Source organism: Paenarthrobacter histidinolovorans (assembly GCF_014647595.1).
Classification (GTDB): Bacteria; Actinomycetota; Actinomycetes; order Actinomycetales; family Micrococcaceae; genus Arthrobacter; species Arthrobacter histidinolovorans.
The window spans coordinates 403,375-427,623 of the sequence record NZ_BMPM01000002.1; the positions used below are offsets into that span (position 1 = coordinate 403,375).

At 63.5% G+C, this 24,249-nt stretch carries 22 protein-coding genes and 1 tRNA gene; 5 read left to right on the plus strand and 18 right to left on the minus strand.

The window, feature by feature from the left end; translation table 11 throughout:
- Nucleotides 1–338 precede the first annotated feature (338 nt).
- The 5 genes from IEY62_RS06355 (at nucleotide 339) to IEY62_RS06375 (ending at nucleotide 5,214) form a co-directional block, all read left to right on the plus strand.
- A complete protein-coding gene (locus IEY62_RS06355; RefSeq protein ID WP_189015102.1) occupies nucleotides 339–1,616 on the plus strand; it encodes a branched-chain amino acid ABC transporter permease in 1,278 nt (425 codons plus the stop codon).
- A gap of 9 nt (nucleotides 1,617–1,625) precedes the next feature.
- On the plus strand, nucleotides 1,626–2,594 hold the full coding sequence (locus IEY62_RS06360) for a branched-chain amino acid ABC transporter permease (RefSeq protein WP_189015104.1): 969 nt from the start codon (nucleotides 1,626–1,628) through the stop codon (nucleotides 2,592–2,594).
- Nucleotides 2,591–3,637, plus strand: coding sequence for an ABC transporter ATP-binding protein (locus IEY62_RS06365; protein ID WP_189015106.1), 1,047 nt, complete (start codon nucleotides 2,591–2,593; stop codon nucleotides 3,635–3,637). The genes IEY62_RS06360 and IEY62_RS06365 overlap by 4 nt, the downstream gene beginning before the upstream one ends.
- Complete coding sequence (locus tag IEY62_RS06370) at nucleotides 3,634–4,404, plus strand: ABC transporter ATP-binding protein (RefSeq protein WP_189015108.1); 771 nt, start codon at nucleotides 3,634–3,636, stop codon at nucleotides 4,402–4,404. The genes IEY62_RS06365 and IEY62_RS06370 overlap by 4 nt, the downstream gene beginning before the upstream one ends.
- A 90-nt stretch (nucleotides 4,405–4,494) precedes the next feature.
- A complete protein-coding gene (locus IEY62_RS06375) occupies nucleotides 4,495–5,214 on the plus strand; it encodes a phosphotransferase (protein ID WP_189015110.1) in 720 nt (239 codons plus the stop codon).
- 81 nt (nucleotides 5,215–5,295) lie between these two features.
- Here the strand turns inward: IEY62_RS06375 and IEY62_RS06380 are convergent, their stop codons facing one another.
- The 18 genes from IEY62_RS06380 to IEY62_RS06465 all read right to left on the minus strand — a co-directional run bounded on the left by IEY62_RS06380 (nucleotide 5,296) and on the right by IEY62_RS06465 (nucleotide 24,159).
- Complete coding sequence (locus IEY62_RS06380) at nucleotides 5,296–6,654, minus strand: ABC transporter substrate-binding protein (RefSeq protein WP_189015112.1); 1,359 nt, start codon at nucleotides 6,652–6,654, stop codon at nucleotides 5,296–5,298.
- 212 nt (nucleotides 6,655–6,866) lie between these two features.
- Nucleotides 6,867–6,940: transfer RNA gene (locus tag IEY62_RS06385), tRNA-Leu, on the minus strand.
- A gap of 21 nt (nucleotides 6,941–6,961) precedes the next feature.
- Nucleotides 6,962–7,882, minus strand: a complete 921-nt coding sequence (locus IEY62_RS06390; protein ID WP_189015114.1) for an N-acetyltransferase — start codon at nucleotides 7,880–7,882, stop codon at nucleotides 6,962–6,964.
- 108 nt (nucleotides 7,883–7,990) lie between these two features.
- A complete protein-coding gene (locus IEY62_RS06395; protein ID WP_189015116.1) occupies nucleotides 7,991–9,445 on the minus strand; it encodes an NAD(P)/FAD-dependent oxidoreductase in 1,455 nt (484 codons plus the stop codon).
- A gap of 38 nt (nucleotides 9,446–9,483) precedes the next feature.
- Nucleotides 9,484–10,887: a S8 family serine peptidase gene (locus IEY62_RS06400; protein WP_189015118.1), complete on the minus strand. Its 1,404-nt coding sequence runs from the start codon at nucleotides 10,885–10,887 to the stop codon at nucleotides 9,484–9,486.
- A complete protein-coding gene (locus tag IEY62_RS06405; protein WP_189015120.1) occupies nucleotides 10,884–11,840 on the minus strand; it encodes a Ppx/GppA phosphatase family protein in 957 nt (318 codons plus the stop codon). Before IEY62_RS06405 ends, IEY62_RS06400 begins: the two co-directional genes overlap by 4 nt.
- On the minus strand, nucleotides 11,837–12,511 hold the full coding sequence (locus IEY62_RS06410; protein ID WP_189015122.1) for a DUF501 domain-containing protein: 675 nt from the start codon (nucleotides 12,509–12,511) through the stop codon (nucleotides 11,837–11,839). The genes IEY62_RS06405 and IEY62_RS06410 overlap by 4 nt, the downstream gene beginning before the upstream one ends.
- 68 nt (nucleotides 12,512–12,579) lie before the next feature.
- Nucleotides 12,580–13,326, minus strand: coding sequence for an FtsB family cell division protein (locus tag IEY62_RS06415; RefSeq protein ID WP_189015123.1), 747 nt, complete (start codon nucleotides 13,324–13,326; stop codon nucleotides 12,580–12,582).
- Between the two features lie 131 nt (nucleotides 13,327–13,457).
- Entirely contained in the window at nucleotides 13,458–14,738 is a 1,281-nt protein-coding gene (eno, locus tag IEY62_RS06420) for a phosphopyruvate hydratase (protein WP_039240289.1), read from the minus strand.
- 116 nt (nucleotides 14,739–14,854) lie between these two features.
- The gene (locus IEY62_RS06425; protein ID WP_189015124.1) at nucleotides 14,855–15,541 is read right to left on the minus strand and encodes a MazG nucleotide pyrophosphohydrolase domain-containing protein; all 687 of its coding nucleotides are present in this window, start codon (nucleotides 15,539–15,541) and stop codon (nucleotides 14,855–14,857) included.
- The gene (locus IEY62_RS06430) at nucleotides 15,516–16,658 is read right to left on the minus strand and encodes an adenosine deaminase (RefSeq protein ID WP_189015125.1); all 1,143 of its coding nucleotides are present in this window, start codon (nucleotides 16,656–16,658) and stop codon (nucleotides 15,516–15,518) included. The genes IEY62_RS06425 and IEY62_RS06430 overlap by 26 nt, the downstream gene beginning before the upstream one ends.
- 28 nt (nucleotides 16,659–16,686) lie before the next feature.
- Nucleotides 16,687–17,370 carry a DedA family protein gene (locus IEY62_RS06435; protein ID WP_189015711.1) on the minus strand — a complete coding sequence of 228 codons (684 nt, stop codon included), beginning with the start codon at nucleotides 17,368–17,370 and terminating at the stop codon, nucleotides 16,687–16,689.
- Nucleotides 17,371–17,562: 192 nt separating this feature from the next.
- Nucleotides 17,563–18,213: a DedA family protein gene (locus IEY62_RS06440; protein ID WP_189015126.1), complete on the minus strand. Its 651-nt coding sequence runs from the start codon at nucleotides 18,211–18,213 to the stop codon at nucleotides 17,563–17,565.
- 86 nt (nucleotides 18,214–18,299) lie between these two features.
- On the minus strand, nucleotides 18,300–19,610 hold the full coding sequence (locus IEY62_RS06445) for a thymidine phosphorylase (RefSeq protein ID WP_189015127.1): 1,311 nt from the start codon (nucleotides 19,608–19,610) through the stop codon (nucleotides 18,300–18,302).
- The gene (locus IEY62_RS06450; protein ID WP_189015128.1) at nucleotides 19,607–20,011 is read right to left on the minus strand and encodes a cytidine deaminase; all 405 of its coding nucleotides are present in this window, start codon (nucleotides 20,009–20,011) and stop codon (nucleotides 19,607–19,609) included. Before IEY62_RS06450 ends, IEY62_RS06445 begins: the two co-directional genes overlap by 4 nt.
- 2 nt (nucleotides 20,012–20,013) lie before the next feature.
- On the minus strand, nucleotides 20,014–21,303 hold the full coding sequence (locus tag IEY62_RS06455) for an ABC transporter permease (RefSeq protein WP_189015130.1): 1,290 nt from the start codon (nucleotides 21,301–21,303) through the stop codon (nucleotides 20,014–20,016).
- Entirely contained in the window at nucleotides 21,300–22,649 is a 1,350-nt protein-coding gene (locus IEY62_RS06460; protein ID WP_189015132.1) for an ABC transporter permease, read from the minus strand. The genes IEY62_RS06455 and IEY62_RS06460 overlap by 4 nt, the downstream gene beginning before the upstream one ends.
- Entirely contained in the window at nucleotides 22,639–24,159 is a 1,521-nt protein-coding gene (locus IEY62_RS06465) for an ABC transporter ATP-binding protein (protein ID WP_189015134.1), read from the minus strand. Before IEY62_RS06465 ends, IEY62_RS06460 begins: the two co-directional genes overlap by 11 nt.
- Nucleotides 24,160–24,249 lie beyond the last annotated feature (90 nt).

Sequence of the window (24,249 nt, forward strand, 5' to 3'; positions counted from 1 at the left end):
TCCGCTCGTGAAACTTAAGTGACACCGCCATACAACAAAAGTTTCATTTAGGACTCCTACATTAATAGTTGCCTGTAGCTTCACAGTTGTTATCTGATCGCGATCTTCGCACCCCCGAACTGGGCATTCATTCGACTCCCCGAGCGGTAACATAGGCCACACATGGGTGACTTAGATCACAATCGAGGCAGCTAGGCAAGAACTGTTCACAAGCCCCATGACCCGTTCGCACCGGCTGCAAAGGCGCAGTCGGGACCACCCCCACTGTGGAGGTTTCCATTTTGAGAAGCACACTGCGCGACCCGTCCAAGAGACGGTCCAAGGGACTGCAGAGAGTCGTGGGGGCACTTTTCGCAGCCCTGATCGCAACTCTGTTGATCGCCGCCCCCTCGGCACAGGCAACCACCCCCTCGCCTTCGCCATCACCCACCAATTTCCAAAACAACATCAGCGGCTTCCTCCGCGATGACGCCCGGGCCCCCATTCCCGGCGTCAAGATCAAGGCCTCGGGCAACGGATTCGAGGGTGAAGCCACCTCCGGCGCCAACGGCGCGTGGAGCATCGGCGTACCCGTCCAAGGCACTTACACCGTTGAGCTCGATACCTCTACCTTGCCTGATGGCATCAAGCTCGCGGATGGCCAGGAGAACCCGAGGGATGTCACCTTCAGCCAGACCTCCAACTTGTCGGTGATCTTCGCCTTCGGCAAAGGCATCGTGGTCCAGCAGCAGGACTTTGGACAGAACCTCCTGAACCGCCTGGTGGCGGGTCTGAGCTTCGGCCTTCTCCTCGCGTTGGCCGCAGTGGGACTTTCGCTGATCTTCGGGACCACCGGCCTCACCAACTTCGCCCACGGCGAGATGGTGACACTCGGCGCAGTCCTCGTCTTCATGTTCAATGGCTTCGGCCTTCCCTTCTGGCTGGCAATCCTGCTGGCCCTGGTAGGCGGCGGACTCTTCGGATACGTCCAGGACGCAGGACTTTGGCGCCCCCTGAGGCGGCGTGGTTCCGGACTGGTCCCCATGATGATCGTCAGCATCGGCCTGGCTCTGGCCATCCGGTATGTCATCCAGTTCTTCTTCGGCGGTGCAACACAACAGCTGCCGGGAGCACAGAGCGCTGAGATCCAGTTCGGCCCTGTCTCCATCTCCCCCAACAACCTGTGGTCACTGCTTATCAGTGCCGTGGTGATCGCCCTGATCGGATTCATCCTGTTGAAGACCCGGCTGGGCAAGGCAACCCGCGCAGTAGCCGACAACCCCGCCCTGGCAGCAGCCTCCGGCATCGACGTCGACTCCGTTATCCGCATCGTGTGGATCGTCGGAGGCGTCCTGGCCTCACTTGGCGGCATCCTCTGGGCCTACTACCGCCCGGGTGTCACTTTCGATATGGGCTCGCAAATCCTGCTGCTCATCTTTGCGGGCGTGACGCTCGGTGGACTGGGCACGGTATTCGGTGCGCTGATCGGTTCGATCGTCGTAGGTATCTTCGTGGAACTGACAACGGTGTTCGGCCTTCCCGCCGACCTCAAGTACGTCGGTGCCCTTTTCATCATGATCGTTGTTCTTCTGTTCCGACCGCAGGGTATCCTCGGCCGGCGTGAGCGTGTGGGTTAGGAGCGGGCCATGGATTTCGGATTTATTTTCTCCAGTGCCCTGGGTGAATTGTTCAGCCCGACGACGGCGGCCTACGCGCTTGCCGCTTTGGGTCTCGCCGTGCACTTCGGCTACTCGGGCCTGCTGAACTTTGGCCAGGCAGGCTTCATGGCTGTGGGCGCATACGGCTTCGCCATCTCCACACTCACCTTCAATGCACCGTTCTTTGTAGCCCTGCTGGTATCGGTCATCTGTTCGGTCATCTTCGCCTTTATCCTGGGTATCCCCACGCTGCGGCTCCGAGCGGATTACCTGGCAATCGTGACCATCGCAGCCGCCGAAATTGTCCGGTACGTAGTCACCACCAACCAGCTCACCAAAGTCACTGGCTCAGCCAATGGCCTGGCCGCCTTCGAGAACACGTTCTACGCCATGAACCCGTTCCCCGAAGGGTCCTACATGGGCATGAACAACCGCGATTTCTTCATTCGCGTGGTGGGCTGGGGCTTGGTAGTTGTTTGCTGTGTCCTGGTCTGGCTGCTGATGCGCAGCCCCTGGGGCCGTGTCCTGAAGGGCATCCGTGAAGACGAGAATGCGGTCAGGTCACTGGGCAAGAACGTGTACGCGTACAAGATGCAGGCACTGGTCATCGGTGGTGTCCTTGGCGCCTTGGCCGGCATGATCTTCACGCTCCCCCGAGGTGCTGTCCAGCCATCCAACTACGGAACGGAACTGACGTTCTTCCTCTGGACATGCCTCCTGCTCGGCGGCATGGCCACCGTCCTGGGGCCGGTTATCGGAGCAATGATTTTCTGGGTTGTGCTCTCCCTGACCCAGAGCCTGCTCTACGGCCTCATCGAATCGGGGGCGGTCACCTGGCTGACTACGGTGCAAGCCGGCCAGCTGCGCTACATCCTTGTGGGCGTGGCGCTGATGCTCCTGATGATCTTCCGCCCACAAGGCGTGTTCGGCAATAAGAAGGAGCTTGCTTTCGCATGAGTGAGACCAACGACAGCAACATCGGCAACAGCGAAAATATCGACTACATGACAGATTCGCGCCCGATCGCAGTTGGGGAAAACACACCCGGTTGCAAAAAGCGCGATCCGATCGTGGTGGCAGAGGACGTAACCCGTTCCTTTGGCGGCATCAATGCCGTGGATGTCGAGTACCTTGAAATTCCCCGCCACAAGATCACCGCGTTGATTGGGCCCAACGGGGCCGGCAAGACCACCCTGTTCAACCTGCTGACGGGCTTTGATACTCCCAACACGGGGAAGTGGCAGTTTGAAGGCAACAGCCTTGCCGGGGTGTCCTCCTACAAAGTGGCACGCATGGGCATGGTCCGGACCTTTCAGCTCACCAAGGTCATGGGCAAGCTGACCGTCATGGAAAACATGCGTCTGGGGGCCGCCGACCAACCGGGCGAACGGCTCTCCAGGGCTCTGTTCAAGGGCATGTGGGGCGGACGCGAAAAGGAGATCACAGCCCAGGCCCATATCCTGCTGGAGAAGTTCAAGCTGGACGCGAAGAAGGACGACTACGCGGCATCGCTCTCAGGCGGTCAGCGGAAGCTTCTGGAGATGGCGCGCTCCTTGATGGTCAAGCCTAAGCTGGTCATGCTCGATGAGCCGATGGCAGGCGTGAACCCGGCACTGACGCAGTCCTTGCTGGACCACATCAAGAACCTCAAAGCCGAGGGCATGACCGTCCTCTTCGTTGAGCACGACATGAACATGGTCCGCCATATCGCCGACTGGGTGGTGGTCATGGCCGAAGGCAAGGTAGTGGCCGAGGGACCTCCTGGCGAAGTGATGAAGAACCCTGCGGTCATCGATGCCTACCTTGGCGCCCACCACGACGTCGACCTCGGCGATGCTGAGGGCATCAAGGTCCTCGAGGCAGAACTGGAAGCCGATGAGGAATCGGTGGTCGGCACGGAAGATGCCGGCATCCTGTCGGACATCGTTGAACCCAAAAACGTTGAACCCAAAAACGTTGAACCCAGTCACGTTGAACCCAGGAAGGAGGACGGACTATGAGCAGCACCAGTGCCATGCCCGCTCCGGCAGATGCCCCCGCCGGCGATTCCGTCGTCAAGGTCACCAACCTCGTAGCCGGGTACCTCCCGGGCGTCAACATCCTGAACGGCTGCAGCATCGAAGCCCGCAAAGGTGAGCTCATCGGCATCATCGGACCGAACGGTGCCGGCAAGTCCACGTTGCTGAAGGCCATGTTCGGCTTGGTCAAGGTCCACTCGGGCACCGTTGTGGTGCGTGGACAGGACCTCACCGGGTTGAAAGCGAACAAGCTTGTCACCCAGGGCGTAGGTTTTGTGCCGCAGACCAACAACGTGTTCGCCACGTTGACCATCGAGGAAAACCTTCAAATGGGTATGTTCCAGCGGCCCAAGGTGTTCGCCGAGCGCTTTGACTTCGTCACGAGCCTCTTCCCCGAACTGGCCAAGCGCCGCGCCCAGCGTGCGGGGTCGCTGTCCGGCGGTGAACGCCAGATGGTGGCAATGGGCCGGGCACTCATGATGGATCCCGCGGTGCTGCTCCTTGACGAGCCATCGGCAGGCCTCTCCCCCGTCAAACAGGACGAGACCTTCCTCCGGGTGCACGAAATCAACCGGGCCGGCGTGTCCGTGATCATGGTGGAACAGAACGCCCGCCGTTGCCTGCAGATCTGCGACCGCGGCTATGTCCTGGACCAGGGCAAGGACGCCTACACCGGCACCGGCCGTGAGCTCATGAAGGATCCCAAGGTTATCCAGCTCTACCTGGGCACCTTGGCGGACGAGGTCTAGCCAAATGCAACGCGGGGTCACTTCCGGCCCATGTTGGGTCTCCCAACGGGCCGGAAGTGACCCCGCGTTGCTGTCGTCGGAGACCACGTCATGGTCAAGGCGAGTGGGACCAGCCACCATATCCGCCGTGAAATCGCAGCCTACTCCCGTGGATTGCCCGGACTCGAGGGCAACGTTCCTGTCATGCTGCAAGCTGCCCCCGACGCCGGGCTCCTGGTCACACGGTACCTTCCGGGCGCGGTGGTCTCAGGTACACCGGCAGAAGAGGACCCGGAGACGTATCGCCAGGCCGGAGAACTCCTGCGCCTTTTGCACCAGCCGGCAGGTACGTCCGGCAGCTATTTGAAGTCGCTCACCATAAGGACCACCTCAATGCTGGAAAGGGCGCACGGGCTGTTGGCGCGGCCCGTGCTGCGCGGACTGGCTTCGGCGATTGCCGCCGTCGAGCATTTTCCCGTCGTGGTGGTGACCACCCACGGCGACTATCAGCCCCGGAACTGGCTGCACGATGACGGGACCATCAGGGTGATCGATTTCGGACGGGCAGAGCTTCGCCCTTGGGTCCACGACCTCGTCCGCCTTGGCCATCAGCAGCTCCTGGGGCAACCCGGGCTCACAGCGTCATTCCATGCGGGTTTGGGCAGGCTTGTCGCCACGGAAGAGGACCGGCAATCGTGGCGGCTGGAGAACCTCAACCAGGCCGTCGGCACGGTGGTCTGGGCACACCACGTGGGTGACCGGGACTTTGAACAACAGGGCGTCCGGATGGTGGAAAGAGTGCTGGACGGTTTCGAACCCTATCCAGGCTAAGGAACCACGATCCGCCTGACGCGGAACAGGTCCCCTTCCGGGTGGAAGAGGACCTGTTCTGCTTGGTGGAGAGTTACCGGCTTAGAGCTTGCCGAACTCCTCACGGACCGGCTTGTAGGTGTTGTCGTCCTGGTACTCGTAGATACCGATGTACGCCTCGGTGGGGTCACCGGCGTCGGAGAACGTCACCGGACCCGACTGGCCGTCGTAGTCGATGTCCTTGCCCTCGCGGAGCAGAGTGACGCAGGCGGGGAAGCTGGTGCACTTCTCGCCGCCCTCGGAGACTTCCTTCAGCTTGGCTGCGATGTCCGTGCCCTTGGTGCTCTTGGCGGCTTCGGAAGCCAGCGAGATCAGGTTCACGGCATCGTAGGATTCACCTGCGTAGCTGTAGTCCTTCAGAGCGGGATCGATGGCCAGGAGTTTCTTCTTGAAGTCGTCCTTGGCGAACGTTCCGGGGATGGTTCCCTGTGCACCCTTCAAGGTGCCAGCCTGGAAGTCCTTGCTGTAGTCCGAGGTGTTGCCGTCAACCATGAACAGCTGCGTGGGCTTGATGCCCTTGCCGGTGATCAGGGGGACGATGCTCTTGGCCTGGTCAAAGGTGATCAGGGCAATGGCGTCCGGCTTTGCGGCCAGGACCTTGTCAACCTGGCTGCTGAACTGCGAGTCGCCTTCGTTGAAGAGTTCCTCAGCTACGACCTTGCCGCCGGCAGCCTCAAAAGCCTCCTTGACGTTCTTCTGCAGGCCGGTGCCGTAAGCGTCGTTGAGGACGATCATGCCAACGGTCTGGGCGCCACAGGTAGCCATGTAGTTACCGAGGACCTTGCCCTGCAGGACGTCTGAGGGTGCAGTGCGCCAGTAGAGGCCCTTGTCATCCCAGGTGGTGAAGTCGGGCGAGGTGTTCGCAGGCGAGAACTGGATGACGCCGGCGCCCGTGATCTGGTTGATGACGGTCTTGGAAACGCCCGAAGACGCTGCGCCGATGACCGCGCTGACCCCCTGGCCCAGAAGTGCCGTGGTGGACTGCGTCGCGATGTCTGTCTTGGTGTCACCGGAGTCACGGTGGATAACGGACACCGGAGCGCCCAGGACGCCGCCAGCGTCATTGACTTCCTTGATGCCAAGGTTCACACCAGCGATTTCGGGTGGGCCGAGGAAGGCCAGCGACCCCGTTGTCGGCAGGAGCGAACCAATCTTGAGCGGCGTGGACGTTGTGGTGGTCGAGGGGGGTACAGGTCCAGTGTTGGTGGCAGCCTGGCTGTTGCCGGCTCCCGCTCCGCCGCTCGGTGCCGGGCAGGAGATGCCTGCCGCCGCCGAAGCGGAGGAAGACCCAGTCTGTGTCGGCGTCGAAGACCCGCCACAAGCTGTGGCCAAAAGGGCGACCCCAATGCCAAGCGCTGTTAGCTTGGCGGCTCGGGGCGCCGCTGGGGAAAGATCAAACATTCGTTGTCTCCTCGATCGAAAGGTGCGAACTGCCTTTGATGCGATTACTCAGGTGTTCCTGATTAAGACTCAAACTAGTGCAATTGATCGGCGAACATAAGTGATTCAGGTCACATCCCTATAACACTCGTTGCCTGTGGGGAATCTACAAGTCAACTGGGAATTTTCACTGAACAGGGTGGAAGGAAGAATGCGCTCTCGTCTGCGCGCTGTGCCCCAGGTGGGACTCGAACCCACAACACGCGGATTTTAAGTCCGCTGCCTCTGCCAATTGGGCTACTGGGGCGCCCGGACCATGGTATCCCAGCTACAGCCGGTTGAAGGGTTCGGCGTACCGGAAGGTGCCGTGAACGCCGTCGGGCCAGTCCGGCAGCGCCAGCAGCTGGAAGTGATCCCCCCACGCCGCCTCCGGTGGCTCCACGCCCAGGGACCTGGCCGGCACGAAGCCGAAACGCTGGTAGTAGGACGGGCTGCCCAGCAGCACGATCCCCGGTTCGCCCATGGCGGTGGCACGGGCCATCGACTCCCGCATCAGTGCAGAACCGATGCCGCGGCGCTGAAACTGCGGAAGCACACCGATCGGACCCAAGCCAAGGACCTCCAGTTCCCCCGCCCAACCCCTGGTAGAAATCGCGTGGCCCACTACTTCGCCGCCAAGCTCAGCCACCAGGCTCAACCCGGGAATGTACTCGTCGCATTCAAAGAGTTCCTTGAGCAGCCCTGTTTCAATGGGAATCCCTTCCACCTGCTCGCCAGTCACCGGCGAGATGGCGAAAGCCCGGGCGGTCAGCTCGAGGATCTCCTGGCGGTCCCCTGGACGCTCCTCGCGAAGGACCAGACCCCGCGCCAGCAGCCGCAGTACCTCCATTGCCCGCGGCGCGTCCGCCACGGGCACCAGCAGATGGTCGTGGTGGAAACCGGCGAGGACATTGCAGCTGATGCCCGCGTGCGTGAGCGCAGCACTGACCGCGGCGGTCAGTCCTACGGCTTCCAGTGCGGAGTGGACCTGCAGGGTGATCCAGGAGGCCACAAAGTCGTAGCTGAGGCCGAGCCTGTCCGCCTCGTCACGATGCAGAACCACCGTCAGGCCCTCGGCCTCTCGGACCGCGGCTTCAATGGCCCCTTCCAGCGGACGGCCGTGCGGCCAGAGCGCGTACACGTAGTCACCGTCGCGGAAGACGGGGTGCAGGGATTCCAGCAGGGTGGTCAGGTCAGTTTCACCGGGCATGGCACCAGTCTAGAAGACGGCTTAAACCACGAGGACGGCCGCTCCCCTCAAGGGAGCGGCCGTCGTCATGCATGAACTACTTGGTGCTTGAACTGCTTGGTGCTTGTGCTACTTGGCGTCAGCAGTAACCGGGGTCTTGTCCTCGGCAGGCTTCCCGGGAGCAGGAGCCGGTGCAGGAGCAGCGGCAGGCTTGGGAGCCGGTGTTGCTGCAGCTACGAAGGCACCGCGCGGGTTGTCGAGGTCGATCAGCTGCGTAGTGTCGCGCCCTGCGAAGAAGGACAGGATCCAGCCGAAGATCACGCGGAACTTGCGCTCAACCGTGGGCATGGCCATGCCGTGGTAGCCACGGTGTGCCAGCCAGGCGAGGCCGCCCTTGAGGCCGATGCGGCCGAGCAGGTTGATGTTGGCCACACCCTTCCACTCGCCGAAGCCGGCAACAGCACCAAGGTTCTTGTGCTTGTAGTCGTGCAGCGGCTTGTCCCAGCGGGATGCCCACAGGTTCTTGGCAAGCTTCTTGGCCTGGCGGAGTGCGTGCTGGGCGTTGGGGACGCAGGTACCGTCCGGCAGGCCCTTGCCCGTGAGGTCCGGGACAGCGGCGATGTCGCCGGCTGCCCAGGCGTTCTCCACGATGCCTTCGTCGCCTGCGATGCGCAGGTCCGGGAGGACGCGGACGCGGCCGCGCGGTTCCAGCGGGAAGTCGGTGGAACGGATCATCGGGTTGGCCTGCACACCGGCAGCCCAAACCAGCGTGTCCGCTTCGACTTCACCGGCAGAGGTCTTGTCCGGCAGGTTGATGAGCTTGAGGTTGCCCTCGGCGCTGTCCAGGGAGGTGTTGAGGAGAACCTCGATGCCGCGGCTGCGGAGGTGCTCCACGACCCACTCGGCCTGAGAGGCGGTGACCTCGGGCATGATGCGGCCCATGGCTTCAACCAGGATGAAGCGGACTTCTTCCTGGCGGACGCGCGGGTTGTTGCGGACTGCTGCGCGGGCGAGGTCTTCCATTTCGGTGAGGCACTCGATGCCTGCGAAGCCGCCACCGACTACTACGAAGGTCAGTGCCTTGGCGCGCTCTGCGGGGTCGGTCATGGTGGAAGCGGCTTCAATGCGCTCCAGGACCTTGTTGCGCAGTGCAACGGCTTCCTCGATGGTCTTCAGGCCGATGCCCTTGTCCGCGAGGCCCTTGATGGGGAACGTGCGGGTGATGGCGCCGGCTGCGATCACGACGTCGAAGTACGGGATCTCGAAAGGCTCGCCGCCATCGGACGGTGCCACGACCGCAGTGCGGTTGGCGTGGTCGATGCTGGTGACGCGGCCCTGGATGAGCTCAGTCTGCTTCAGGTGCTGGCGGTGGGAGACGACGGCGTGGCGTGCCTCGATGTTTCCACCGGCCACCTCGGGGAGGAACGGCTGGTAAGTCATGTAGGGCAGCGGATCCACGACGGTGACGATGCCGCCTGCGTTCGCGATCTTCTTCTGCAGTTTGAGTGCTACGTACAGGCCGACGTAGCCGCCGCCGACGACGAGAACCCGGGGACGGTCAATGAGCTCTGGGGTGGTTGCCATGGATCCAGAGTACAACACTTTGTGAAAATCTTCACTAACTACGTTTTGCTGGGTGGATCCACCGTCTCCAGCGTTCCCGTTTCGGCCTCTTCAGGCACTGCGGGAGGATTCTTTGATAGCCGCCGCAACTGGATTGCAGCGCCGGTCACCAGGGCGATGAACAGCGCTCCAAAACCCAGTACGACGGCGGCCGGCAAGGCGTCGTCCACGGTCGCCGGCGACTTGGCAACAGGAACGGTGGGGTCGGCCAGGGTGGGCACAGCGCTGGTCGGGCTGGCTACCGGTGCTTGCGAAGGCTCGCTGAGGACACCGCGCCGGTGCACCCGGATCCAGTCCGCGATGGATCCCAGGGGGTTGTTGCTGGTGGTGGGAACGTCGCTCTTGAGCGCAGCCTCGGCGTCGAGGATGCCATAACCGTACAGCGGATCCTTCCCCGGAGCGCCTGCGTCCTTGGCCGTGCTGACAATCCTGTTGATGACCTGGCTGGCACTCATCTCCGGCCATTTGGACCGGATGAGGGCCGCCACGCCGGAGACGATGGGAGCGGCGCCTGAAGTTCCAGCCCATTCGGCGTACCCGCCGCCGGGGATACCGCCCACAAGGTTCTCTGCCGGTGCGGCCACCCCGATGCTGATGCCTTGTGACGACGAGTCCACGCTCGCGCGGCCTTCACCGTCCAGACCGGCAACGGTGAGGACGCCCGGGATGGTGGCAGGGGCTCCTACCTGGACGTTTCCGCCCACGCGGTTGCCCGCGGCAGCCACAATGACAACGTCCTTCTGCTCCGCGTAAAGGAATGCGGCGTCCCAGCTCTGGGGCCAGTCCGGTGATGTACTTCCCAGGGAAATGTTGATGACCTTCGCACCGTTGTCCACTGCCCAGCGGACGGCGTCGGGAATTTGTTCCTGATCGGTCTTCCCACCGGGGTTGGGCGAGCCAAGCCACGTCGATACCGACAGGATCTGCGCCTCCGGGGCCACGCCGGTGATCCCGTCCGGTCCCCCGGAAGGAGGAGTGGTCGATACCGGTGGGGCTGTGGGCGTCGCGGAGGCCGACGCCGATGCCGACGGTGGCGGCGTGGGCGTCGTATGTCCGCGGCCTGCCAGCATGGTGGCCACCAAGGTCCCGTGCTCGGTCTTCGCGCCGATACTCTTTTGTCCATTGGGGGCACCGGCCCCGGAGACGTCCGTACCGCCCACCACGGCGCCCTTGAGGTCGGGGTGGTTCCCGTCCACGCCGCTGTCGATGATCGCCACTTTGACCCCCGCGCCCTTGGAAACCTGCCAGGCGTTGGCGACGCCGGAATCCTTGATCCAGAACTCCTTGTCACGCCAGGGGTCCGCAGCTGCGGCCGGAGCCGTCGCGAGGGCGCCCAAAAGCGCACCGCCGGCCAGCATGGAAGCAAGGGCGGCGGAGAGCGTGCGGTGGCGCAGCACCGTCATTCAGCGTCCCGGATGCTCAGGGCAATACCGTCCAGGATGTCGTGCTCACTGGAAACAGCTCCACGGATCCTGCCGTTGCCGGCCTCCGCCAACCGGGCCAGGATCCGGCGCCACACCAAGGCCCCGGCTCCGATGACATCCACCCGGCCGGGATGCATGTAAGGAAGCGATGCGCGTTCGGCACGCGTCATTTCCAACAGGCTGGTGCAGGCGTCGCTGATGGTCACAAGGTCAAGGGAGGCGCCGTGGATCCGCTCGGGTTGGTATTCGCTGAGGCCCAACGCGTGCGCCGTGATGGTGGTGATGGAGCCTGCCACGCCAACCACGGCTGTGGCGCGGTCAAACGGGACCGTCCCGGCCGCGAGGTCGATCGCGGCATCGACGTCGGCCTCGGCAGCCGCGATTTGCGCGGCAGTCGGCGGATCGTTGCGAAGGTGGCGTTCGGTCAGCCGCACGCAACCGATGTCCACGGAACGGGCGGCGATTACGCCGGCAGAGTCACCCAGGACAAATTCAGTGCTCCCGCCGCCGAGGTCCACCACCAGAATGGCGTCCTCCCCTGTAGCAGGCAGGACACTGCTCGCACCGGCGAAGGACAGCGCAGCTTCCTCGTCACCGGAAATGACCTCTGGCTCCACCCCCAGGAGGTCCCGGATGCCATCGACGAAGACCTGCCGGTTCCGGGCATCGCGGGTGGCCGAGGTCGCCGCGAATCGGACCCGCCGGGCGCCATGGTCCTCGATCAGGCGCGCGTAATCGCGGGCAGCCGCGAACGTACGCTCCAGGGCCTCCGGAGCGAGCTCTCCGGTGGCATCGACGCCCTGGCCCAGCCGGACCACGCGCATCTCACGCACGACGTCGGTCAGCGGCCCTGGGGCCCCACTCGCCGAAGCGTCGGCGATAAGGAGCCGGATGGAGTTGGTTCCGCAGTCGATGGCGGCCACACGGCTCATGCGGTTCCCTCCTCTGCCCCGGACTTTGCCTTGCGTACCGGCGCGGGGCGACCCACGATCTCCGGCAGGCCCTGGGGTCCGTGGCGGCTTAGGTCCCGCGACGGTGCCTCACCAGCTGTGTCCCAGGCGCCGTCGCAGTAGCAGCGCTCCTTGGTCCACCACTCGGAGATGGCCTCCAAAGCCTCGTCGCCCAGCGGATTCACGCCGGGACCGGCGGCCAGCGAGTGGCCCACCAGGACATGCAGGCACTTCACGCGGGTCGGCATGCCCCCTGCCGAAATTCCGTCGATCTCAGGGACGTCGCCGGTGCCGGAGCGGCCGGCGATGTCACGTCGTGCCTGGAGGTAGGCCTCATGGGCGCCCCGGTAGGCATCAGCCAGATCCTGGTACCCGGTCAGGCGTTCGTTCATCTCATTCATGAGCCCACCTGCTTCAAGCCGCGAAACAGCGGACGTAATCACCGGGTGGGTCAGGTAAAAGGTGGTGGGAAACGGGGTCCCGTTGCTGAGCCGCGGTGCGGTCGCCGCCACCAGCGGGTTGCCGCACACACAGCGTGCCGGGATCTCAACGACGTCCCGGACCGGCCTGCCGAGCTGGCGGCTGAGGACCTCGAGGTCGTGTGCTGATGGCTGGCGGGATTCCTGCGGCACGGCTGCCGTGTTCTCTTCCACTTGCGCTGCCAACCTTCCTGCCCTTTTTGCCGTGTCCCATGCGGACACGACGGCGGTGGGCGCCGCGTCTAGTCTGTTGCCGATCGTCTGATGGACTCCCAAAGAGCATCCACCCATGGCAGATTCTCCGGGTTTGCAGTTGATCCTGAGCCGGTGCGGCCACCCGGCGTGCCAGCGGCGTCTTCCCCGCCAAACACCCAGTAACCCGTTTCACCCGGCATAACCATGTTAATGCGGTCGCGGGCCTGCTGTTTCACATAGTTGGGGTCCTGCCACCGGGAAATCTGCTTGTTCAGCTCTGTTTGCTCCGCCTTGCGGCTGGCAATTTCAGCCTCCAGCGCCGAGATTTCAGCACGCTTCTCCAGGAAGATCTTCACCGTTGGCGCCAACAGGATGGTGATGGCAATCATCACCACGGCCAGGGCCAGCATCCTGCCGGAAAAAGCTTTGGCGGGCACGGGATCGAGGTTCCCGGAGTCCCTGTCCGCCTTGCCCGCGGTGTCCCCCGGCTTTGCTGCAGCACCCTTGCTGCTGCCTGCCTTGCCCGGGTCTGCTTTGCCGGAGCCAGCCTTGCTGCCGCCTGCTTTGCTGCCGTCTGCTTTGCCTGTGCCCGGCACCGTGGTGCGTGGCGCCGTCGGTTTGCCAGCAGTGCGCGGCTTATCAGCAGTACGGGAGGCACCCAGCGCAATGACGTCGGCGTCCTCGGAATCCTGCGGGGCTGCGTGGCCTGCAGCGGACGTGCCGGCAGGGCGTGCTGTGCCTGCAGGGCGGCCAAGGGCGTCGGCCCTGGGTACTTTTGGACGACGGGTGGCCATGACACTCCTGTAATGCCCGGTGCTTGCCTGGCGGGTTGCTGCGCTTGCTTGTCGAATCTGGCCAGCTTTAAACAGAACCGGTGGCCATGGTCTTTCCACCATAGCCACCGGTCAACTGATTTCGCTGAAGGCTAGCCCTTGAAACGCGGGAAAGCGCTGCGGCCGGCGTAGCGTGCGGCGTCGTCGAGTTCTTCTTCGATGCGCAGCAGCTGGTTGTACTTTGCAACACGCTCGGAGCGGGCCGGGGCGCCGGTCTTGATCTGGCCGGCGTTGGTGGCAACGGCGATGTCAGCAATGGTGGTGTCCTCGGTTTCGCCGGAGCGGTGCGAGGTGATGGTGGTGTAGCCGGAGCGCTGGGCCAGGGAAACGGCGTCCAGCGTCTCGGTCAGGGAACCGATCTGGTTGACCTTGACCAGCAGGGAGTTGGCCGTGGCGGCGTCGATGCCCTGCTGCAGGCGGACCGGGTTGGTGACGAAGAGGTCGTCGCCCACCAGCTGGACCTTGTCACCGATGGTATCGGTGAGGGTCTTCCAGCCTTCCCAGTCGTTCTCGTCCAGCGGGTCCTCGATGGAGACCAGCGGGTAGTCGGCAACGAGTTCGGCGTAGTAGGCGCTCATCTCGGTAGCGGAAAGTGCCTTGCCCTCGAACTGGTAGGCACCGTCCTTGAAGAACTCGGAGGAGGCGACGTCCAGGGCCAGCGCGATGTCCGTACCCGGGGTGTAACCGGCGTTCTTGATGGCTTCCTGGATCAGGTCCAGTGCAGCGCGGTTGGACGGCAGGTTGGGGGCGAAGCCACCTTCGTCGCCGAGGCCCGTGGAGAGGCCCTTTTCCTGGAGGACAGCCTTGAGGTTGTGGTAGACCTCAACACCCCAGCGGAGGCCTTCAGAGAAGGTCTCGGCGCCAATCGGGGCGATCATGAATTCCTGGATGTCCACATCGGAGTCGGCGTGCGAGCCACCGTTGAGGATGTTCATCAGCGGAACCGGCAGCACGTGCGCGTTCGGGCCGCCGAGGTACTTGTACAGCGGCAGGTCCGCGGAAGCTGCTGCGGCGTTGGCCACGGCCAGGGAAACACCGAGGATGGCGTTGGCGCCCAGCTTGCCCTTGTTGGGCGTGCCGTCGAGGTCGATCATGGCCTGGTCGATGCTGCGCTGGTCAGTGGCGTCGAAGCCAATGAGGGCCGGCGAGATCTCGTCGATGACGGCGTCTACGGCCTTCTGGACACCCTTGCCGAGGTAACGGCCCTTGTCGCCGTCACGGAGTTCGACAGCTTCGTGCTCGCCGGTGGAAGCACCGGAGGGAACTGCTGCGCGGCCGATCTGGCCGTCGGAGAGCAGGACCTCAACTTCTACGGTCGGGTTTCCGCGGGAATCAAGGATCTCGCGTGCGTGGATGGCATCGATAAGCGCCATGGATGTGCTCCTTATGGGCAAATTACAGGAATGAGGAGGGAAATTCTCAACGTCCTCGTCGCTACTAGCGTAGTCCAGAGTGGCTCAGGTTACGGAACGACTTCCAACCTTTCACGTCATGAAGGCCGGACCTGGTTGTTCTGAAACGATCGAACGGCGGCGCGGAGGGCCCTCTCGGCGTCGAGCCCCTGCTCCCTGGCGCCGGCGACAACCGCCAGCAGCAACTCACCGAGCGCCTCTTCCGTGGCCGGGATGGCCGGAATGACGACGTCGGCCGGCGCACCTTTCGCGTCGATGTCCAAGCCTGCGCGTGCAGCCCGGTCCAACGACTTCTGCGCCGCTGCCAAAGCCGGAAGGTGCGGTGGAATGCCCTCGAAGGGATCCTTCCGTTCCGGTTTCTCCGCCCGCTTGGCCGCGTCCCACTTGAGGATGATTTCCTCAACGCTGGCCGGGAAACTTTCCTGGAGTGAACCGTCGGCTTTGAAGACGTGCCGGTTCCGCCGGATCATCTTGGCATTGATGTCCGCGGCCACGTCCTTGAAGTCGAAGCTGCCGCGCTCCTCGGCGAGCCGGGCATGAAGCACTACCTGAAGCAGCACATCACCCAGCTCGCCGCGGAGTTCGTCGTCAACAGCACCGGCCTCGATCGAGTCCACCACTTCATAGGCTTCCTCGATCAGGTATTCCACCAGGGACTCATGCGTCAGCGCCCCCATCCAGGGACAGTGCTCACGCAGTGCGGCTATTGTTCCGATCAGGGCGTCGAGAGCGGAACTGTCAGCCGAGGTTGGCGTAGGCGTCATTGATGTACTCCACCAACGCTTCGCGTTCATCCAACGGCAGGAAGGCTGCTTCGGCTGCGTTGAGTGTCAGTTCCAGCAGGTCATCGAGGTCGTAGTCGAAGGTTTCCACCAGGAGCTCGAACTCATCCGTCAGCGTGACACCGCTCATGAGCCGGTTGTCGGTGTTGATGGTCACGTTGAAGCCCAGCTGGAAGAGCATGTCCAAGGGGTGGCTTTCAATACCGTCGCCAAAACCGGAAATTGCGCCGGTTTGGAGATTGGACGACGGGCAGATCTCCAGGGCAATGCCACGGTCACGGACCCAGGCAGCAACACTGCCGATGGTCACCATGCCCACGGTGTCTTCGCCGTCGTCGTCGGAGTTGTCCTCGAACTCAACCGAGATGTCCTCGGCGATCCGCACGCCGTGGCCCAGGCGCAGTGCCCGGCCGTCCACGAGTGCGGACTGGATGCTTTCGAGTCCGGCAGCCTCTCCTGCATGCACGGTGGCCGGGAAGTTGTTCTCTGCCAGGTACGTGAAGGCATCCTTGAAACGCGAGGGCAGGAAGCCGTCCTCGGCTCCGGCGATATCGAAGCCGACAGCACCGTTGGCCCGGTGGCGGACGGCGAGTTCAGCGATTTCCTGGCCACGGTCTGCATGGCGCATTGCAGTGATGAGTTGCCCGACCTGGATCTGCTGGCCACGCTCCTCTGCCGCGTCCACGCCTGCTTCGAGGCCGGTCTGGACGGCCTCCACCACCTCGTCCAGGGTCAAGCCCTTCTGAAGGTGCTGTTCCGGCGCCCAACGGACTTCGCCGTACACCACTCCGTCCTCGGCCAGGTCCTCAACGAATTCCTTGGCGACCCGGAACAGGCCTTCCTTGGTCTGCATGACGGCAATGGTGTGGTCGAACGTTTCGAGGTAACGGACCAGCGAGCCGGAGTCGGCGGATTCGCGGAACCATTCACCGAGGGCGACAGCGTCGGTGGATGGCAGGGTGTGGCCGACAGCCTCGGCCAGTTCGATGATGGTGGCGGGGCGGAGGCCTCCGTCCAGGTGGTCGTGGAGGGAAACCTTGGGGAGGCTTTTCAGATCGAAGTCGAGGGCAGGGGCGGCGTCAAGTATGGGCTCAGTCACGTACTAAGACTAGGGGGACGGCGGGACCTTAGCCAGCAGGCTTGGAACGGTCGACGCCGACAACCGCCGTGTGGGACTTCTCTGCCGCAGGTGCCTCTGCAGTGGCGGCAGCCTCCTTGGAGTGGTCCTTCTTCTCGAGGTACTTGTGCCACCAGCGGAGCGCATGATCGACGACGATGCCCAGCACCACGGCGAAGGCAACCGCAATGCCAACGCCCAGGAGCGGATTGTTGTGGACCCATTGCCCGGCCAGCAGGCCGATTCCGATGGAATAGGCCACCCACGTGACGCAGGCAAAGGCGTCCAGCAGGAAGAAGGTCCGGTGCCGGAATCCGGTCTGCCCGGCGACATAGTTGACAGCCACGCGGCCCCACGGAATGTAACGGGCCGTAAAGATGAGCACCGCGCCGCGCTTGTCCAATTCGTACTGGGCCCACGCGAACATCTTTTGCACCTTGGGACGGCGCATCCACTTCCAGCGGGTGAGGCCGATCTTGCGGCCAAGCATGTAAGCCATGTTGTCGCCCGCCATGGCTCCCACCAGGGCTGTTGCCCCCAGTATCCACAGGTTGGGCTCTCCGCTGTGAAGGGACAGCGCCGAGAGGCCAACAATGGCTGTTTCGCTGGGAAGGATGGTGGCAAATCCGTCGATGAAGAAAAAGACCAGAAGGACCGGATATATCCAGGGCTGCCCGGCTGCATGCTCGAGCATTTGGTTCAAAAACTCCACGCGGCGGTAGCTCCTAGATGACTATGACTTGACAGTGTGACCGAAGTCGCTCTTAGTGTCCCATGGCCGGGACGTCGTTCGCTACGCCCCAGCCCTGGGATCACACGCTTAACGCTATCGGCCGGGCTTTGTGGAGGCGTCAACCGGCGGACTGATCTTGGGAGGCCATCAGTGTCATACCGTGGGTGGAGGCGGGACGTCCCGCCCGGGAATGTTCCGGCCATCCAAGGGCACGGAACCGCGCACCCGGCTGATGATGCGGTCAATGATGATGCCGAGGATCACCGCCACCACAATCGCTATGACAGCACCGAGCAAATGGTTGTGTTCGAACCAGACGCCGAAGAAGTATCCCAGCACCACCGAATAGCTGGCCCAAAGGACTGCCGAAGCAGCGGTCAGGAGCACAAAGCGGCGGTGATTGAAATGCGTGGCCCCGGCGGTGAGGTTGACCGCCACCCGGCCGATGGGAATGAACCGGGCGACCATGATGAGCGACGCGGCACGCCGGCGCAGCTCCTTGCCGGCCCAGCGGAAGGCGCCCTGCATCCGTTGCCTCCGCATCCAACGCCACCGCTGCGTGCCGATCCGCTGCCCTATGATGTAGGCGATGTTGTCCCCGGCGAAAGCCCCCAGGGCTGCCATCAAGCCCAGCAACCAGACGTTCGGCGAGCCGCTGCTGCCCGAAACCGCGCTGAGTCCCACCACCACGGATTCGCTGGGGATCGGCGGAAAGAAGCCATCGATCAGGCAGCAGGCAAGCACCAGGAACAACACCCACGGTTGTTCCGCCGCGGCGAGGATGAAGTCGTTGATGCCCTGCACGGTTTCCTTAAAAGTAGCGGCTCCCCCACAGGCGCCGGATGACGATTGTTCCGGGCCATCCATGGGATGGCCCGGAACAATTCAGCCTAGGCGATTCGGCTGATAATTAGCTGACGGGCGGGACGTGAACCCTCAGGGGCAATGACCACCGCGTCCTGGAGGGCTTCCTTGGCACGCTCGAACTTCTCCGGGGTGTCCGTCAGGAGTGTCATGAGCGGCTCGCCGGCACGGACCAAGGCGCCGGGCTTGGCATGCATGCGAACGCCGGCCCCGGCCTGGACCTGGTCCTCCTTGCGTGCCCTGCCGGCCCCCAGGCGCCAGGCGGCGACGCCCACCGAGAGGGCATCCAGTTCCACCAGGACGCCATCTGCCGGGGCGTAGACAACCTCGGATTCCTTGGCTACGGGCAGTGCTGCCCGGGGATCGCCTCCTTGTGCTTCGATCATCCGGTTCCAGACGTCCATGGCCCGGCCATCCTTGAGCGCAGCCGCGGGATCGGCGTCGTGGATGCCGGCACCGGCCAGCATTTCCTCGGCCAGGCGGACGGTCAGCTCGACGACGTCTTCCGGACCGCCGCCGGCGAGGACCTCCACGGACTCCTCCACTTCAATGGCATTGCCCGCGGTAAGTCCCAATGGCGTGGACATATCAGTGATCAAGGCGACGGTGTGAACGCCGGCGTCCTTGCCCAGGGCCACCATGGTCTCGGCGAGCTCCCGGGCACGGGCCACGTCCTTCATGAAAGCCCCTGAGCCAACCTTGACGTCCAGCACCAGCGATCCCGTGCCTTCGGCGATCTTCTTGCTCATGATCGAGGACGCAATCAATGGAATCGCCTCCACCGTTCCGGTGACGTCCCGCAGTGCATACAGCTTCTTGTCTGCAGGAGCCAGCCCGGACCCCGCAGCACAAATCACAGCGCCCACGTCCTGGAGCTGCGCCATGATCTCGTCATTGGACAGGTTTGCCCGCCACCCCGGAATCGCTTCGAGCTTGTCCAGGGTGCCGCCCGTGTGGCCCAGGCCGCGGCCCGACAACTGCGGGACCGCGACGCCGAACACGGCCACGAGCGGTGCCAGCGGAAGGGTGATCTTGTCCCCCACCCCACCGGTGGAGTGCTTGTCGCTGGTAGCCTTCATGCCGCCGTCGGGCCTTGTGAGGGACGAAAAGTCCATCCGCTCGCCCGAGGCGATCATCGCCGAGGTCCAGCGTGAGATCTCCTGGCGGTCCATGCCGTTGAGCAGGATCGCCATGTTGAGCGCCGCCATCTGTTCCTCGGCAATGACGCCGCGGGTGTAGGCATCGATGGTCCAGTCGATCTGCTCCGGCGTCAGCGTGCCTTTGTCCCGTTTGATGGTGATGATCTGGACGGCGTCAAAGGCTTCGGTGCTGGTCACGTGGTCTCCTCCAGGTTTTCCGGACCAAAGGCGTCTGGCAGTACCTGGTCCATGGTTTTGATGCCTTGGGTTGTCATGAGCTGCATGCCGGGGGCCCTGAATTCGTAGAGCAACTGGCGGCAGCGGCCACAAGGCATGAGGACGTTGCCCTGCCCGTCCACGCAATAGAAGGCGGCAAGCCTTCCGCCGCCGGTCAGGTGGAGTTGGCCCACCAAAGCGCACTCGGCGCAGAGGGTCAAGCCGTAACTGGCGTTTTCCACATTGCAGCCGCTGACGATCCTGCCGTCCTCGGTGAGGGCCGCAGCCCCCACCGGGAACTTCGAATACGGGGCGTAAGCCTGCTCCATCGCCGTGACCGCCGCGTCACGCAGGGCAGCCCAATCGACGTCATGTTCCGGCATGGTCAACCCTTCACGTACGGTATGCCGCTGGCGGCCGGTGGCCGCGACTTACCCACCAAACCTGCGACGGCGAAGATGGTCACCAGATACGGCAGCATGGCCATGAACTGGCTGGGCACGGGGGTACCGATGATGCCCAGGATGGACTGCAGGTTGTACGCGAAACCAAAGAGCAGCGATGCCAGGAACGCGCCGATCGGGTTCCAACGGCCAAAGATCAGGGCAGCGAGGGCAATGAAGCCACGGCCGCCTGAGATGTCCTTGGTGAAGGAATCGATGGTCACCAGTGTGAACACTGCGCCGCCGATACCGGCGATCGCACCGCCCAGGGTGACATTCCAGAACCGGGTGGCATTGACGTTGATGCCCAGGGTGTCGGCCGCCTGCGGGTGCTCGCCGACAGCGCGCACGCGCAGCCCCCAACGGGTCTTGAACAACCCGAACCACACCACGGCCACCGCAATGTACATGAGGTAGCCGGCGATGGACTGTTCGAACAGGATGGGCCCGATGATGGGGATGTCCGAGAGCAGCGGGATCGGCAGGATGTCCAGCCGGCCGGGGGTGTTGAACTGCTCCTTGTTGGGAACCATGAGGGTGCCGTACAGGAAGCCCGTGAGGCCGGAGACCAGGACGTTGAGCACCACGCCCACGATGATCTGGTTCACGAGGTACTTGATGCTGAAGACCGCGAGGACCATGGACACGACTGCACCGGCGGCTGCTGCCGCAATCAGCCCGATGTACGGGCTGCCGGTCATGGTGGCTACCAGGGCCGCGGTGAACGCGCCGCCCAGCAGCTGGCCTTCGATGGCGATATTGACCACGCCTACGCGCTCACACAACACACCGGACAACGAGCCGAAAACCAAGGGAACCGCGAGGGTCACCGAGCCGGCAACCAGGCCCGCCAGCGATATGGATGGCTGGCGCGCCCCGGCCACGATCCACACCAGGAGTGCGAAGACGAAGACCACGGCAAACGCAATGGGAAGCCACTTGGGCGACTTCTCCCCCTGGGTCCAGAGGTAGATCGAGTAGGCAGCCATGGCCAGCAGCAGTATGCCGAAGACAATACCGCCCACCTGTCCCGGAATCATGAGCGCCGGAACGGCAACGGCGTCACCGGCGTCGCTGATCTTCATCTCCGCGGTTTTGTCCGACCCCAGGAAGCCGAAGAACACCAGCGCCACGAGGGCAAGGACGCCCAGTGAAACCGGAACCTTCAGCGAGGGGCGGAACGCCGGCAAGGCCGTGGACCCGGGCGTTGGAGCGGTGGTTGTCGCGCTCATTTGGCACCTCCGGTGGCATTGGCAAGGGCAGCTTCAGGGGCCGCCTTCGGAGTCTTGTTTTTCTTCTTTTTCTTGCCCTCGAGCCGGAAGATGGACCTGATCAGGGGCGGTGCTGCGATGAACAAAACGATCAGGGACTGGACCACCAGCACGATGTCGATGGGGGTTCCTGTCTGGATCTGCATCTGCACGGCACCGGCACGGAAGGCTCCGAACAGCAGCCCTGCGAAGAACGTTCCCCACGGTGTACTGCGGCCCAGCAGGGCAACAGTGATGGAGTCGAATCCGATCTGCGCGGCAACGCCGCCAGTGAGGACTTTCTCCGTGCCCGCAACCTGTGCGACGCCGCCGAATGCCGCCAGGGCACCGGCCATGGCCATCACCATGATGGTTGCGCGCGGAACCTTCACCCCGGCCGTACGCGCGGCGACGGGGTTGGCGCCCACCGCACGGAATTCGAAGCCGATGGTGGAGCGGTTCAGCAGCCACCAGACGCCATAGGTCAGCGCGATGGCCACCAGGAAGCCCAGGTGGAGCCGGGAGCCCGGGATCAGCACCGGGTAGGTGGCAGATTCGTCCAGGCGCGGCGAAATGGGGCTGTTGTCGCCCGGGCGCCGGAACGCGGCGGTGTTCAGGAGGAAGTCCAGCAGGAACAAGGCCACGTAATTCAGCATGATGGTCACGATGACCTCGTGCGCACCGGTCCTTGCTTTGAGGATGCCGACGATTGCACCCCAGGCTGCGCCACCGAGGACACCCATGACGATCACCAGGAGAAGGTGCAGTCCGAACGGCAGGTGCCAGGTGAACCCTGCATAGGCGGCCAGGGTGGCACTGATGATGATCTGCCCCTGCGCACCAATGTTGAACAGGCCGGCGCGGAACGCCAGGGCCACGCCCAATCCAGCGCAAATGAGCGGCGTCGCCACTGTCATGGTTTCAAGCAGGGGCGCGAACCCCTGGCGGGTGTTGAAGACCGAGCCCTGGAACAGGGCTACATAGCTGTCCGTCATGGCCGACCACAGCGCGGTCAGGAAGTCGCTGGGACGGGCGAACAGGTAGCCTGCGGTCTTGGCCACCTGGGCGTCGGTGCTGGCAATCAGCAGGCCGCCGAGGAAAAGGGCGACGATCACGGCCAGGACCGACACGAAGCCATTGCCCATCACGATACGGCGCATCACGTTGCCCTGTTGGTGTCCCGGTTCGCCGCTCTGCGAGGAGACAGGAACGATGGACGGCTCAAGCGCACCGCCGGCAGTATCCAGGGCAACGTCTGCTGCCCGGACTTCCGCGGTGGATTCTTCAGGTCTCTGGTCCTTGGCGGACCCGTCGCTGCTACTGGTCATCGGAGCCTCCTTCGGGGCCGACGCCGGCCATCATCAGGCCGAGCGTGTCGCGTGGTGTTCCCGCCGGGACGATTCCCACGAGTTTGCCCTTGTAGAGCACGGCGATTCTGTCTGCGAGCTCAATGACTTCATCAAGCTCGGTGGAAACGATCATGACCGGCGTTCCGACATCCCGCTCGGCGACAATGCGCTTGTGGAGGAATTCGATGGAACCCACGTCCACGCCACGGGTTGGCTGGCTGGCGATGAACAACCGCAGCGGCCGGGAGAGTTCCCTCGCCATGACCACTTTTTGCTGGTTGCCGCCGGACAAGGTTCCCGCAGCCGACCCCGCGGAGGGGGTCCGGATATCGAATTCGGCGATCTTTGCCTTGGCATGTTCGGCCACCTTGGCCGGCTTCATGCTGATGCCGCTGGCAAAGGGCTCCTGGTCGTAGAGGTCGAGCACCAGGTTTTCGGCAACCGAGAACGGACCTACCAGTCCGTCCACGGTCCGGTCTTCGGGAACGAAGCCGACGCCGGACCGCAGGACATCCTTGACGGGCAAGCCGAGAAGCTGCTTCCCATCCAGGACCACCGAACCTGTGACGTGTTCCTGGATGCCGAGGATGGCTTCGGTCAGTTCGGTTTGGCCATTGCCCTGGACACCGGCGACGGCGAGGATCTCACCTTGGGCGATGTCGAAGCTGATGCCGTCCACCACGTTGGTCCCGTTCGCGGCGCGGACAGTGAGGTTTTCCACGACGAACGTGGTTTCCTTGGGCTGCGCGGCAGCTTTGTTAAGGCTCAGGCTCACCGGCCGGCCCACCATCATGGAGGCAAGTTCCGTGGCAGATGCCGTGGGAGGAGCGTCCCCCACCACTTTGCCGCGGCGGACTACGGTAATGACGTCCGAAACAGCTTTCACTTCCCGCAGCTTGTGCGAAATGAAGACGATGGATGTCCCACTGGCTTTGAGCTGGCGCATGATGTCCAGCAACTCGTCGGTTTCCTGCGGGGTGAGCACGGCTGTGGGCTCGTCCAGGATGAGGACCTTGGCCTCCCGTACCAGCGCCTTGATGATCTCGACGCGCTGTTGGACGCCTACGGGGAGGTCTTCCACCAGCGCGTCGGGATCGACGTCGAAGCCGTATTTGTCGGAGATTTCCCGGATCTTTTTCCGGGTTTCGTCGATGCTGAGGACACCGCCGAACGTTGTGGGTTCGGCACCGAGTGCCACGTTTTCAGCGACCGTGAAGACCGGGACCAGCATGAAGTGCTGGTGCACCATGCCGATGCCGGCGGCCATGGCATCGCCGGGGCCGCGGAAATTGACGGGCTGGTCATCCACCAGGATCTGGCCGGCGGTGGGCTCATAGAGCCCGTAGAGCACGTTCATGAGGGTTGATTTTCCGGCACCGTTTTCGCCCAGAAGGCAATGGATCTGGCCGGATTCGACCACGAGGTCGATGTCTTGGTTGGCGTAGAAGGTCCCGAAGGCTTTCGAGATCCCCTTCAATTCGAGTTTCACAACTCCCACCGTTCTGTGAGTCCGAGGGACAGCTGAACAGCTCCAAAGCTACGAGCTTTGGGTTCAGCCTAGTCAGGGCAAAAACGCGCC